Genomic DNA, 12172 nt, shown 5'->3' on the forward strand with positions numbered 1-12172 from the left:
AGGCCGTATTCCTTGCTAAGGAATACGGCCTTTACTATATATAACTCTCTATAAACCGAACTCTTTTGCCAGCAGTTCCAGTGAACGATGTCGCGCCTGCTCGTCCGGAATCATGTTCAAAATCATGATTTCATCAAGAAAAGCTTTCTCTGCCAATTCCTGAAGGCGTGCTTTTACTGTTTCTGGTTTCCCGATGACAAAACGTTCTTTGCCATGTTCATCAGCAATACGTTCTTCTACGGAGAATACATGATTCGCAGCCTCTTCAAGGGTCGGTGGGGCATATTGAAATTGTCCGGAGTTCCAGCGGGCCCATTGTAATCTCGCTGGGCCGGCAAGATATTCTGCTTCCTCGTCTGTGTCGGCACAAATTACGATAATTGACATGATGCTGTAAGGTTCGGAGCGGAATCTTGAAGGACGGAAGTTATTCCGATATCCTCGCAAGATCTGAACCGCCCACTGCGGATTGATTTGGGCTGCGAATGCATAGCCCCACCCGAGTTGAGAGGCAATTTTCATCCCACCATCACTTGAGCCAAGCATGAACAGCTCCGGAACAAGAGAGGGATCCGGAGACGGGATAATATTGCGAAACGGATGTTTTTCCGGGAATTCACGTGTGAAATAGGAAATCAGATCATCCAATTGCCGCGATACCTCACTCGTACTCGCACCTTCCCGCGAACGCCTTAACGCAATTGCTGTACGTCCATCTGTACCCGGAGCACGGCCAATTCCGAGGTCAATGCGTCCAGGATGCAAGCCTTCGAGAAGAGAAAAATTCTCCGCAACCTTGAGTGCACTATGATTCGGTATCATGACCCCTCCAGACCCAACTCGAATTCGTTCCGTCAGTGCTGCCGTATGGGCGATGAGCACTTCGGGAGCCGAGCTTGCCTGGTGCTTTGAGTTATGATGTTCCGCGAACCAATAGCGTGTATAGCCAAGACGGTCAGCGAGCTGAGCAAGCTTCGTCGACATACGCAAGGTCTCGGTTACAGAGTTGCCATTATATATTGTTGCCAAGTCGAGAACCGAGAGTTTCAAATCGGACATGAATCATCCCTCCATAGCTCCATTTTAGCAAAGGAGAGAAAAAACACCCCGGTTCCGGCTCAACACTCGTTCACCTTTCGTCCCGCGAACACAACGCTGCGCTACTCTCCTCAAAAGTCCTTTCTACTGTACATTCTCGCGTAAAAACTTCTCCAACCGCTTTTGATACCGTGCCTTCTCCTTCACGTAACCTTCTCCGTGATTCGCGTCATCAATCAGCATCAACTCGGCTTTGCCTCCCGCGTGGTCTTGCAGTTCCTGCGCCATCCGTGTTGGCACGAAAGTATCCGCTTTCCCGTGGATGATCAGCATCGGCACATCGCTGCGCTCAACTTCCTTCAATGCGCTCGCCTCGCGCAGCCGATACCCTGCACGCATATTTGTCACCACACTCGTCGTGTCAAGTACCGGGAATGCTGGCAGATGATACATCCGTTTCATTTGGTAAGCAAATAAATTGTACACATCTGTATACGGACTATCGGCGATAATCGCTTTCACAGCCTTAGGCAAATCTTTCTCCCCACTTGCCATGAGCACAGTCGCCGCGCCCATTGAGAGCCCATGATATACGACTTTTGTATCCGCTCCATCCCGTTCCAGCAACTTCTTCGTCCAGTCAATCAAATCCAATCTGTCCGGCCATCCGAACCCGTAATAGTCGCCAGCACTGTCCCCATGACCACGTGCATCCGGCATGAAAATATTATAGCCAAGCACGTCATGATAATATTGGCCATAAAGCCCCATCTGCTTGGCATGGCCCAAATAGCCATGTGTAAGAATGACAAGTTTGTCCGTTGGCTTTTTGGCCGCAAGATAGTAGCCGCGAAGCTCAATTCCATCACGTGATTTCATCGACAATTCCTCGAAATCCTGCCCTCTTACCCACTGACGCCATTTACCTTCAAGCAGCTCATCCATCGTCTCCTGGGAAACTTCCAGATCACTGTTTCCCTCCAGGAAATCTTTTGGCCCGCGTTTAATAGCAAGATTATAGAAAAATATGCCGGCCCCGATATCTGCGACGACAAGTACACCTGCAACTGCTACAACAATTTTCTTCCAATGTTTGCGCAAACTTATCCACATCCTTCAAGCTCAGGTTCAATTATTTTACAACCATTTCGAACGGGCGTATTGTAATACGAGCAATACAAAAACTATTGTAACTGATTTATCCACAGTGTTGATATATATAAAGGAGTGTTCTTCATGAGTACAAAAACAGCAATCATTACCGGCGCGAGCAGCGGTATCGGACAGGCTGCCGCGAAGAAGCTCGCTGCAAAAGGGATGAACATCATGCTTGCCGCAAGACGTGAAGAACGTCTGATTGAGCTCAAAAAAGAAATTGAATCAGCCGGTGGGAAAGCAGAGTACCTCATCACTGATGTCACAAAAGTTGCCGATATGGAAAAGCTCGCCGAGAAAACAATCGAACTCTTCGGCCAGATTGATATTCTTATCAACAATGCCGGCCTTATGCCGCTTTCTTATTTAAGAAAGAAAAAAGTCGACGAATGGGATCGCATGATTGACGTCAATATTAAAGGGGTCCTCTATGGAATTGGTGCTGTTCTGCCACATATGGAGGCCCGTGAATCAGGTCATATCATCAATGTTGCGTCTGTCGCAGGCCATACTGTTCGCCCAAGCACAGCTGTGTACAGCGGTACAAAATTCGCTGTCCGTGCCATTACAGAAGGATTGCGTCAAGAATTGAATCCGGAACATGATATTAGAGTAACTATCATTTCTCCTGGTGTCGTCGCAACTGAGCTTACCGACTTCATTACCGACGATGATGCGATGGATCTGTTCAAAAAGCGCAATATCGATATCCCGCTTGAGTCAGAGGATATCGCAAATGCAATCGCCTATGCGGTTGAACAGCCGAATTCTGTTGATGTGAATGAAATCGTCATCCGTCCAACCCGCCAAAAACCATAAAAGGGGTCCAACAACATGAGCTATCAAAAAACAAATGACTTCAACCATATACTGAAAGGCCGTCGCTCTGTAAAAGACTATGATACATCAGTCAAAATCAGCCGCGAAGAAATGACAGAAATTCTGGAGACCGCTACACGTGCTCCATCATCTGTAAACATGCAGCCATGGCGCTTCGTCATTGTGGAAAGCGATGAAGCAAAAGCAAAGCTGAAGCCGCTCGTCCGCTTTAACCAGAATCAGCTCGCTACTTCAGCTGCAATGATCGCCATTTTCGGAGACTTAAAAAACTTCGAAAAGGGAGAAGAAATATATAGCAAGGCTGTTGAGCTCGGCTATATGCCACAAGAAGTGAAAGATGATATCTTCCAAGCTTACACACCATATTATGAAAGTATTCCACGCGATAAGATGAAAGATGTCGTTCTCATCGACGGTGGACTTGTTGCAATGCAAATTATGCTTACAGCTCGCGCACACGGTTATGATACGAACCCGATCGGCGGCTTTGAAAAAGATCAGGTCGCAGATGCACTTGGACTTGATGCAGAACGTTATGTTCCTGTCATGTTGCTCTCAATTGGCAAGTCCAATAAGGAAGGCCACCAATCCTACCGCCTGCCTGTTGAACAGATTACCGAATGGCAGTAACAAAAAAAGTCCGGCTCTTATAAGAACCGGACTTTTTTCTGTTAAATCAGCTTTAAGCCAATTGCAGCACCAAGAATCATCACGATGAACAGCATACGGCGCCAATCGCGTGATTCACTGAAGAATATCATGCCAAGAACTGCTCCTCCTGAAGCTCCAATTCCTGTCCACACAGCATACGCCGTACCCATCGAGAGCGACTCCATTGCTACCGAAAGAAGGAGGAAACTGAGGCCGAAGCTTGCAATGAGAAAAGCGAAAGTACGCCATCTCCTATCCCTGTGCCACTGCCCAATCATGAAGACTCCTGTCATCTCCAACAATCCAGCAAAAACAAGCGCCAGCCAAGCCATTAGCTCTCAGCTCCTTTCTGTTCAGAAGGCTTTCCGGTTAACGTCTTCAGCCCGATGACACCAATCAGCAACACACCGATAAGAATCAGCTTTTCCACTTTCACCGGCTCACCAAAGAACAGAATACCGCTCAAGACCGTACCTGCTGTGCCTAACCCAGTAAAAACAGCATAAACCGTCCCAACCGGCAGCTTGCTTCCAGCCTGTATTAGCAAATAAAAACTGACGATAATTGCAATGATGGTACCTGTCCACTCCAATACAGTCGACGCATGCTTCAAGCCGACAACCCAACCGATTTCAAAGAAAGCGGCGATAAATACACTGAGCCACTGTGCCCGCATTTCAATCTTCTCCTTCCATGGGAAAAAGCCCAAGAGACAGCTGTTAATCAACAGCAATCTCCCAGGCTTTTATCCTTCCGTGTCACAGCAATACGCTGTGCGTTTTCTCTCGGACCAGTCCAGCATCAGCTGCGGAACCCTAGAAAACTTCCTATGCAATTAAATTCATTATACAATAAACAATCCCGATTACAACTGCTTTCGTCGACGTCTTACTATTAGTAAAACAAACAGAATCACCGCTGAAATGATTACAATTATTTTTGGGATCCATCTGGAGATCATCATTTGACGCTCATATTTACTAGTGACGGAGTTTTTCTCCACATCCACTTTCCCCTCTGAGGTTTGGATTCGGATTTGTCCCACGTTAGTGCGATTATCCTCTGCCTTCAAATCAAACCATTCAGCATTGGGTACCCCTTCAAGAGCTGTGACCAATTCCTTCAATTTTTCAAAGCCAAGATACGGATGATAGAATCCAGCAATTGCTGAATCTGAGAAGTGGGTTGCGTTCATAGCTTTCTCTTTCATCTCGGCAATAGAATTTGGCTCATCACCGCTCACATAACCAATTGTCTCGGGATATAGTTTCATACCATTGAGAAAGCTCGGGGCAGAGGTGTAAATTGCAGAATACTCGCCTTCCCACGTATGATTCGTCAGCTGAACCTGGCCGACATATGTGCTGAAATGCTCGGAAAGTATCTGATAACCCGCCTCGGACATCGCATAATGCGGTGCTTCAAAAGCTAGCGGATACAGCTTATGGGCAGCAAGTTCCTCTACGCCGTTTTCGACTGCCGATTTAATATATTTCCTTTCAAACGCTTTGCCATTTTGAACAAAACTTTTATAGGCTTCTCCTGACTTGAAGTCCTTACGCGTCTTCGGTTTTTCATCATTGTCCTGATAAACCGGTCTGTCATAGTCCACATCCCAGAATTCGAATCCTTCTCCTGTTCCCTGATGGCGATACTGATGCCTGTAGCCGTGCAACACGATGCTCCCACCGTGCCCTTGCATATAACGCAGTGTCCGGACAAGTTTTGGAACATCTTTGAGATGCGTTTCCTTATGTGTCTGCGGATCAACATACACTGGAATGAGCGAAACAATATATGGGATTCTCCGTTTATCCAGGTACTTCGCCATCTTCATCAATTCACCGGCATCAGCTTTGGGATGTACATCTTCCAGGCGCAAATACATCGGGTGTTTCCCTGTCGGCTTCTGGCCAAAGAAGCTAAACAACGATTCACCGACAAAATAACCGCTCGGATTGAAAAGTGATTCCAATCCACAGTAAAAATCGTTACCATTTTGGATGACAAGCGGATATTCGGCTGTACTCCCATTCATTCCGCTAACAAGAACTTTCGATTTGGCAGATGGTGTAACAATGGAAGCAAGACGCTCCTCTGCGGTCTGCATTTCAAAGCCATTTGATGTCAGCTTCAGTTTATTGACGAGCACACCACCCGTCCTTTTGACAAAGCTGAATCGTTTTCCGAACTGCTCGCTATTCCTCCCGAATGCATAGACAGTGCCCTTAAATAATTTGATATCTGACACTAACTTGCCTGGGAGCTGCTTTTCTTCAAGTCCCATATAAATTATTTGGGTGAAATCTTTCGGATTAATCGAACGCCAATCTTGATCTTCTATAATTTTTATATCGTTTGAAAAATGTCCGGCAAGACTATCCATCATCCGAGCCTGTCCAAGATCTTCTTCCTGCTTTGGCGAATAGACGATAAGAACCCGGCTACCTTCTGTTCCAACTTTTGCTGCCTGAACCGGAATAGAACCCGCCACGATTACTATTAATAGCAGGAAAGTGACAATCCGTTTCACAGTGATCACCAACTCCAAATATGATTCAGCCATTATATCATTCTCTGTCGGCAAAAAAGGGAAACGTAAACAAAAAAATATCCACGAAGCACAATGGCGACGTGGATTTCTCTATTTAAGGGGTGTACATCCCTATATTAATTTGCCAAACGTTCCAATTGTTGCTTGGCAAGGAGAGGAAACAAATTATCAAAGATATGCGTGTCACTGCCATCCGGTGTCTCGACGACATAGCCTCCATAGTACGGGCTTTGCGGATCGCTGACTTCATATTCATGCATACGGTCATATACCCGTCTTGCAAAATCGGGATCATTCATTTCGAGCGCATACTGAATGAGCATGCCATAAACAGCATTAGACTCAAAATTGACTGCCGGCTGGCGTGAAGCACGATCATATTGACCGTACAATCGGCCGTTCCGGTTGAATTCCTGCTTCACAAAATCATAGAAACCAGGAGAATTCTTCCCATTTAGTTTTCGGAAGTGCGCAATATAGATTTGTTCAATCATATGAACTTGTGCATCGTTTTGATACGTTGCTGTATCTACATTGAAATTCTTCGCAAAGAAGACGCCATCACTTGGCACTGAATTCAATACACCAATTGTACGGTTTAATGTCTTCTTGCTGATTACATTGTACTTGAGCATATATTGCAAAGCCTCCGGATCAATATAGAAGAGGCTGAGTGTGTTATTGGAAATATTATATTGAGAATCATGGAAATCAGTGAAATAGCCGTTTCTCATGTTTTTCTCAGCGAGTGCCTTGGCCATCTGCTTAGCTGTCTCAGTATATGCAGCATTGCCGAAATATTCACCAGCTTTGAACAAGACAGTCATGATTCGCCAATCATCGATGAGCGCATTCGTCGTTACACTACTCGTTCCATCGGCGTTCAGTTTCCAGCGAACAAGTCCATTTGGTGCAAGATAATACTGCTTCAAAATGTCATACTGTTTCTGGAAAGCGATGGCATCTTTTTTCTCGAACAAGTAGACCATTTCCAAACCGAGTGATTCAGAAAGTGCTTCGTGTCCGGCAACATATGTCGGATCAGTCGAAGGTCGATCAATAAGATATGTAGCAAGTGTTCCATTTGGATTCTGCATATGGTTCGCAATGAAACGTTCCGTAGCAGATGTCATGTCCTTTTGAGCCATGACTGGTGCAGCTTGCAAAAGCAGGGTGGCAGCCAACAGGGAAGCGAATAACTTTCTCATTAGGGATTCCTCCTCATCAGTTGAACTCGTCACCAGATTCAGAGGATGTCCCTCAGAGAAAACGAAAATGCCCTTTTCCAGACGAACAGAAAAGGGCAATCGATCCAGAAGCACATTCCGGAATCCGCAACCTGGCAATCATAGCGGTATAAACCGCCTTAGACCCATGGCTTTGCGTCCTTGCCTTTCAGCAAGTTTGCCCTATATAGTAGTTGAACATATTATACTGCATTTGAAACGGACTGAATAGTACCAAATTCACAAATTTCGTGAGATTTTTTCGCCATTTTATATATCGTTTTTCAACGCCTAGCTGTTCAGCAATGTCAGCACTGCGAAGAAATGCATGACAGATCCAGCAAGCACGAACAGATGCCAGATTGCGTGGTGATAGCGGAAACCGCGCCATACGAAGAAAATGGCACCGACGGAATAGAGCACACCGCCAATCACAAGAAATGTAAGGCCATGTTCAGGCACATTGGCGACGAGTGGCCCCCATGCTAGTAAAATGAGCCAGCCCATTGCCAAGTAGAGCAATGTAGACAAATGCATGAAGCGCTTGACGAAATGTATTTTAAAAATGGTTCCTGCAATGGCTAAGCTCCAGATGACTCCGAATAACGACCAGCCGAATGCACCTTTAAGGGAGATGAGCAGAAACGGTGTATATGTTCCAGCAATGAAAATGTATATAGCGGAATGGTCGAGGATTTCGAATACATCCTTTGCTCGGCCAGCCGGTATACTGTGCACAATTGTCGAGCAAGCATAAAGCAAAATCATCGTTCCGCCAAAAATGGCAAAGCTCGTAATATGCCAGGCCGAACCATGTACAGAGGCAAAAGCGACAAGTACCGATAGTGCAGCAATGCTAAGCAATGTGCCGATCCCATGGATGACGGCGTTTGCGATTTCTTCCTGTTTGGAATACATAGGGGTGTTCTCCAAATTGGATTCCCTCCATTCATCTTTCTTATACAGTGTATCAAGGAAAAGCTTATAGTGGAAGTTTGTCCATTTTCACATAGGAAAATTCCGGTTCCGTTTTGCCCAATTGTGCATATGCTGTTCTGAGAAGAGGAGGAATCATATACATGTACAACAGGTATCCTGAGGATCAACAGCAATTCATTCCTGGGCCATATGGTCAGCCAGGAAATCCGAGATTCGACCAGCATCAGGGGCAGAGGAGCGTTGGATTCTCACAGCAGCAGAGCCTGCAATATACGGGCTTCCCGCAACAACAGCAGATTCAGCCGCGAGCTTTGTTCCAACAGTCGGCCCAATCCTATAATCCGGGTGGCTACCCAATCCCCGCTCCACAATCGGCTCCCGGTATCTATCCATATGCAGAGCCGGCGAGCAATCATCTGAACAGCCAAAATCGCTTCAACCCGATCAGTCCAAGTGCTTTGAACGGCTATCAGCAGAACGAGCAGTCCTACCCGTCGCAAGAGCCGCGTGAAGGTTTTGCGAATTGGTATGATGTGCCGGCATATCCTCACCAATCAGCTTATCCACCTGCAGAACCATCCTTAGACTCATTTAGAGGTGAGGATAGCAATAATGCAGGTGCAGAAGTTTCAGCATATCCAGAAAACAATAAGGAACGGGATCATTCTGAAAGCCAGCAGGATGCCGAAGACCAAGCCTTTATAGAAGAAGCTCTGCGCCAGAGACCGGACGCCCAGGCCATTTTGCGTAATATTAAGCAGAGCCATTCCGATTTGTATACGACACTCCGTCATTACGGTATGCATGATCAGCTTATTGACTACGTTTTCTTCTTCATGATCAACTATACGATTGATCAGCGTGAGAAAAGTCAAAATGCTGCCCAGATCTACCGTCGTTTCAAAAGGGAAATGCCTTGGTTCAATATGATGTTCCAACAGTATAAGGTACCCCAAGATGTAATTGACCGTACAATGACACGTGTCATTCAGATTACATTGGACTCCATTCATGGAGGTGGTGCTGGCGCTCCGGGTCGTCCTGAGCAGCCAGGCAGAGGGTGGTCACGTTGGGAAGATCTTGGCGGTGTCCTCTCGAGTGCACCAACGGTCTCCTCTTGGAGCGCGAATCGCCTTGATGTGTTTGGACGCGGAACCGATAATGCCCTTTATCACAAATGGTGGGATGGCTCACGATGGAGCGGATGGGAAAACCTTGGCGGTGTCCTCTCGAGCGCACCATCTGCAGTATCATGGGGGACTAACCGGATTGACGTCTTCGGGAGAGGTACAGACAACGCCCTTTATCACAAGTGGTGGGACGGCTCGCGATGGAGTGGATGGGAAAATCTCGGCGGTGTCCTGACAAGCGGGCCGACAGTATCTACAAGACGTGAAAATCAGCTCGATGTCTTCGTTCGTGGAAGCAATAATCGGTTGTACAAGAAAACTTGGAACGGTTCGCGATGGGAAGATTGGGAAGATCTCGGCGGCAATCTGAATTCCGAACCTGCAGCCATCTCATGGGGTCCAAACCGAATCGATGTATTCGCGCGGGCTCAGAATAATGGATTGCTTCACCGTCACTGGAACGGATCTCGTTGGAGCAACTGGACGAATCTTGGCGGGAATATTCACAGTGCACCGGCCGCTTCCTCAAGACGTCCTAATGAGATTGATGTATTTGCTCGTGGACGAAATAATGAATTGCTTCACCGCATGTGGAATGGTTCACGCTGGACCGGTTGGGAAACATTGCGCGGACCAATTACTTCAGCCCCTGCTGCGGTCTCATGGAGCGCCAACCGAATCGATGTCTTTGCACGCGGTCAGAATAACAGCCTTATTCATACGTACCAAGGCCGATGAATCAAAAGAACCCTGCGCGGTATGCCCAGGGTTCTTTTAGTTTGCATTTGGCCTAATATCAAAAAGAAGCAGTCTTTTCGGCAAAAAGACTGCTTCTGATCATATTCTGATGTAGTTTTAGTCTTCATTGTCATGAATTTTCCCAAGAAAGAAACCATCTACTTCACTTAACTTGCCGCGCCACAATATGTCTCCCTGTGACGGGGTCGGTCTTGCATCCCCACAATATACTTTTGCGCCTTCCAAATGTATAAAGCTGGGGGAGCCGCCATTTGTGGACTGAGCATTCTCTCCAGCATGTGCCAGTTGCTCGCTTAAAGCCTCGGCAACATCACCACTGCCTTCAAATGTTTCGCTCAGCGATTCAAAGTATTTCCCAGCTGACACCATCGTTCCTGTGATGACGGCTCCTTTTACATTGAGTGTAATATCAAGGGTAAAGTCATTCCGGTTTACCGCTTCCGCAAAAAATGCGAGCGTATTATCCTTCATCGTATCTGTTGCCATCGGAGCCTTTACGCCTCCTTCTTCAAGTTGTCCTGGCTCAAGTATGTGCCATCCTCTTTTGCCTGGTACTTGGAGTTTTTGCTTTTTTCATCTGATTTTGATTTGTTGCCGGATTTATCTTTATCCTTTTCTTCGTTAGAGCTATTGTTCTGCTCATCTTCTTTTTTGTTCTTCTCGTCGTTCTTCTGGTTGCTTTGATTGTTCTGGTTGTTTTGATTACTGTTCTTGTCGTTATTGTTCTTATCGTTTTCTTTCTCGTTCGATTCTTTCTCGTTGGAGTTGCTGTTATCTTTATTGGACTCTTCAGCTTTGTTCTCAGTTTTATCACTGTCGTCTTTTTCTTCGTCTTTTCTGCTCTGCTTGTCCTCTGTCATCTTGGAAAGCAGGCCTTCAATTTTACCAAGACGGTCTTGCAAATCTTTATTTTCCTTTTTCAAAGACTCATATTCTTTATCTGAAGAAGAATCTTGTTCCTTATCGTTATTCGATTCATTGTTCTGCTCGCTGTTTTCGTTTGCAGATTCATTCTTTTGCTCATCTTTATTCTTCTTATTATTGTTGCTATGAATTGGGCTTTCTACATAAGATCCGTCCTTGTCTGAGCTATCCTGATTGTTATCGTCATTGTTATTGCCTTCTTTGTTATTGTCTTCTTTGTTATTGTCTTCTTTATTTGACGGCTGGTTGCCACTCGCAAGTTGCGTAATCATCTGTTCCAGGCGATCAAGGCGGTCATTCACATCATTATTGCCACTCTGTGAATCATCTGATTCTTTGTTGCCTTTTCCAAATAACTTCGATGCGGCTTTTTTCGAGTTGTCTTTTACAGCTTGTCCAAGACTTGCTCCTTTGCTCCCAATTGCCGAGCCACCAACATTGCTGAACAACTTCTTCCCAGCTTCAGGTGTCATGAGATAACCAACTGTCGTTCCGATCAAACCACCTGCAATCGTACGACGCAAGCCTCCCATTTCACCGTTTGATTTACCATTGTTTGAACCTTCATTTCCATTCACTGCGTTGGCACTGTTTACTTGTGTTTCACTCATTTTAAAATCCTCCTGTTTTATCCATAATTATTTTTCAAGCCGAGGTACGGCCATATTCTGTTCCAGTTTTTCAAGTCTTTCATGTAACATTTTATTTTCTTCTTCGAGCGCTTTTGTTTTGCTGTCTTCTGCTTTGGATGAAAGGTATGGATCGTTTTCCCACCAGTCCATTCCAATCTCCTTCGCCTTGTCTACAGACGCGACGATAAGTCGGATTTTGATAGTAAGCAGTTCGACATCGGCAATTCCGACCGTGATGTCACCAGCGATGACAACGCCCTTATCAAGTATCTTCTCCAAAACATCAACAATCGTGCTCGACTGCATTGGGTGTTCCACTGCCAT

General features: G+C 45.9%; 13 protein-coding genes and 2 riboswitches. Of the genes, 3 read left to right on the plus strand and 10 right to left on the minus strand.

The genetic code is table 11. The annotated features are described in order from the left end of the window. Positions 1–48: 48 nt before the first annotated feature. Positions 49–1059: an LLM class flavin-dependent oxidoreductase gene (locus tag QR721_RS12950; protein WP_348027652.1), complete on the minus strand. Its 1011-nt coding sequence runs from the start codon at positions 1057–1059 to the stop codon at positions 49–51. A gap of 123 nt (positions 1060–1182) precedes the next feature. Continuing rightward, positions 1183–2139: an alpha/beta hydrolase gene (locus QR721_RS12955; protein ID WP_348027654.1), complete on the minus strand. Its 957-nt coding sequence runs from the start codon at positions 2137–2139 to the stop codon at positions 1183–1185. A 135-nt stretch (positions 2140–2274) separates the two neighbouring features. Here QR721_RS12955 and QR721_RS12960 point away from each other — a divergent pair, with 135 nt between their 5' ends. Next, positions 2275–3012, plus strand: coding sequence for an SDR family oxidoreductase (locus QR721_RS12960; RefSeq protein ID WP_348027656.1), 738 nt, complete (start codon positions 2275–2277; stop codon positions 3010–3012). A 15-nt stretch (positions 3013–3027) separates the two neighbouring features. Then, positions 3028–3663 carry a nitroreductase family protein gene (locus QR721_RS12965; protein WP_348027658.1) on the plus strand — a complete coding sequence of 212 codons (636 nt, stop codon included), beginning with the start codon at positions 3028–3030 and terminating at the stop codon, positions 3661–3663. A gap of 41 nt (positions 3664–3704) precedes the next feature. On the opposite strand, the gene QR721_RS12970 is transcribed toward QR721_RS12965, so the two are convergent. From QR721_RS12970 to trhA, 5 genes are all read right to left on the minus strand, one after another. Then, positions 3705–4016 carry a DMT family transporter gene (locus QR721_RS12970; RefSeq protein WP_348027660.1) on the minus strand — a complete coding sequence of 104 codons (312 nt, stop codon included), beginning with the start codon at positions 4014–4016 and terminating at the stop codon, positions 3705–3707. Then, on the minus strand, positions 4016–4360 hold the full coding sequence (locus QR721_RS12975) for a DMT family transporter (RefSeq protein WP_348027662.1): 345 nt from the start codon (positions 4358–4360) through the stop codon (positions 4016–4018). The genes QR721_RS12970 and QR721_RS12975 overlap by 1 nt, the downstream gene beginning before the upstream one ends. Before the next feature lie 56 nt (positions 4361–4416). After that, a riboswitch (guanidine-I (ykkC/yxkD leader) is annotated at positions 4417–4514 on the minus strand. Positions 4515–4549: 35 nt separating this feature from the next. Then, a complete protein-coding gene (locus QR721_RS12980) occupies positions 4550–6250 on the minus strand; it encodes a DUF2334 domain-containing protein (protein ID WP_348027664.1) in 1701 nt (566 codons plus the stop codon). Between the two features lie 104 nt (positions 6251–6354). Then, positions 6355–7446: a glycosyl hydrolase gene (locus QR721_RS12985; RefSeq protein ID WP_348027666.1), complete on the minus strand. Its 1092-nt coding sequence runs from the start codon at positions 7444–7446 to the stop codon at positions 6355–6357. A 122-nt stretch (positions 7447–7568) separates the two neighbouring features. Beyond that, a riboswitch (cyclic di-GMP riboswitch) is annotated at positions 7569–7657 on the minus strand. Positions 7658–7755: 98 nt separating this feature from the next. Further along, on the minus strand, positions 7756–8382 hold the full coding sequence (trhA, locus tag QR721_RS12990) for a PAQR family membrane homeostasis protein TrhA (protein ID WP_431189504.1): 627 nt from the start codon (positions 8380–8382) through the stop codon (positions 7756–7758). Between the two features lie 161 nt (positions 8383–8543). Here trhA and QR721_RS12995 point away from each other — a divergent pair, with 161 nt between their 5' ends. Beyond that, positions 8544–10271 (plus strand): PLL family lectin, encoded by a 1728-nt coding sequence (locus QR721_RS12995; RefSeq protein WP_348027669.1) that lies wholly within the window; start codon positions 8544–8546, stop codon positions 10269–10271. Positions 10272–10388: 117 nt separating this feature from the next. Here QR721_RS12995 and gvpU read toward each other — a convergent pair whose 3' ends face one another. Genes gvpU through QR721_RS13010 form a run of 3 tightly spaced genes read right to left on the minus strand, consistent with a single transcriptional unit; the run spans position 10389 to position 12172 of the window. After that, a complete protein-coding gene (gene gvpU, locus QR721_RS13000; protein WP_348027671.1) occupies positions 10389–10778 on the minus strand; it encodes a gas vesicle accessory protein GvpU in 390 nt (129 codons plus the stop codon). An 8-nt stretch (positions 10779–10786) separates the two neighbouring features. Then, complete coding sequence (locus tag QR721_RS13005; RefSeq protein ID WP_348027673.1) at positions 10787–11827, minus strand: midas domain-containing protein; 1041 nt, start codon at positions 11825–11827, stop codon at positions 10787–10789. Between the two features lie 27 nt (positions 11828–11854). After that, positions 11855–12172: a gas vesicle protein gene (locus tag QR721_RS13010; RefSeq protein WP_348027675.1), complete on the minus strand. Its 318-nt coding sequence runs from the start codon at positions 12170–12172 to the stop codon at positions 11855–11857.

The sequence above is a fragment of the Aciduricibacillus chroicocephali genome (assembly GCF_030762805.1).
Classification (GTDB): domain Bacteria; phylum Bacillota; class Bacilli; order Bacillales; family Amphibacillaceae; genus Aciduricibacillus; species Aciduricibacillus chroicocephali.

Coding starts and splice junctions, on each gene's coding strand:
- QR721_RS12950 (WP_348027652.1), bottom strand. CDS start 1,059: ATGTCCGATTTGAAACTCTCGGTTCTCGACTTGGCAACAATATATAAT.
- QR721_RS12960 (WP_348027656.1), top strand. CDS start 2,275: ATGAGTACAAAAACAGCAATCATTACCGGCGCGAGCAGCGGTATCGGA.
- QR721_RS12965 (WP_348027658.1), top strand. CDS start 3,028: ATGAGCTATCAAAAAACAAATGACTTCAACCATATACTGAAAGGCCGT.
- QR721_RS12970 (WP_348027660.1), bottom strand. CDS start 4,016: ATGGCTTGGCTGGCGCTTGTTTTTGCTGGATTGTTGGAGATGACAGGA.
- QR721_RS12975 (WP_348027662.1), bottom strand. CDS start 4,360: ATGCGGGCACAGTGGCTCAGTGTATTTATCGCCGCTTTCTTTGAAATC.
- QR721_RS12980 (WP_348027664.1), bottom strand. CDS start 6,250: ATGGCTGAATCATATTTGGAGTTGGTGATCACTGTGAAACGGATTGTC.
- QR721_RS12985 (WP_348027666.1), bottom strand. CDS start 7,446: ATGAGAAAGTTATTCGCTTCCCTGTTGGCTGCCACCCTGCTTTTGCAA.
- trhA (WP_431189504.1), bottom strand. CDS start 8,382: ATGTATTCCAAACAGGAAGAAATCGCAAACGCCGTCATCCATGGGATC.
- QR721_RS12995 (WP_348027669.1), top strand. CDS start 8,544: ATGTACAACAGGTATCCTGAGGATCAACAGCAATTCATTCCTGGGCCA.
- gvpU (WP_348027671.1), bottom strand. CDS start 10,778: ATGGCAACAGATACGATGAAGGATAATACGCTCGCATTTTTTGCGGAA.
- QR721_RS13005 (WP_348027673.1), bottom strand. CDS start 11,827: ATGAGTGAAACACAAGTAAACAGTGCCAACGCAGTGAATGGAAATGAA.
- QR721_RS13010 (WP_348027675.1), bottom strand. CDS start 12,172: ATGGCAGTGGAACACCCAATGCAGTCGAGCACGATTGTTGATGTTTTG.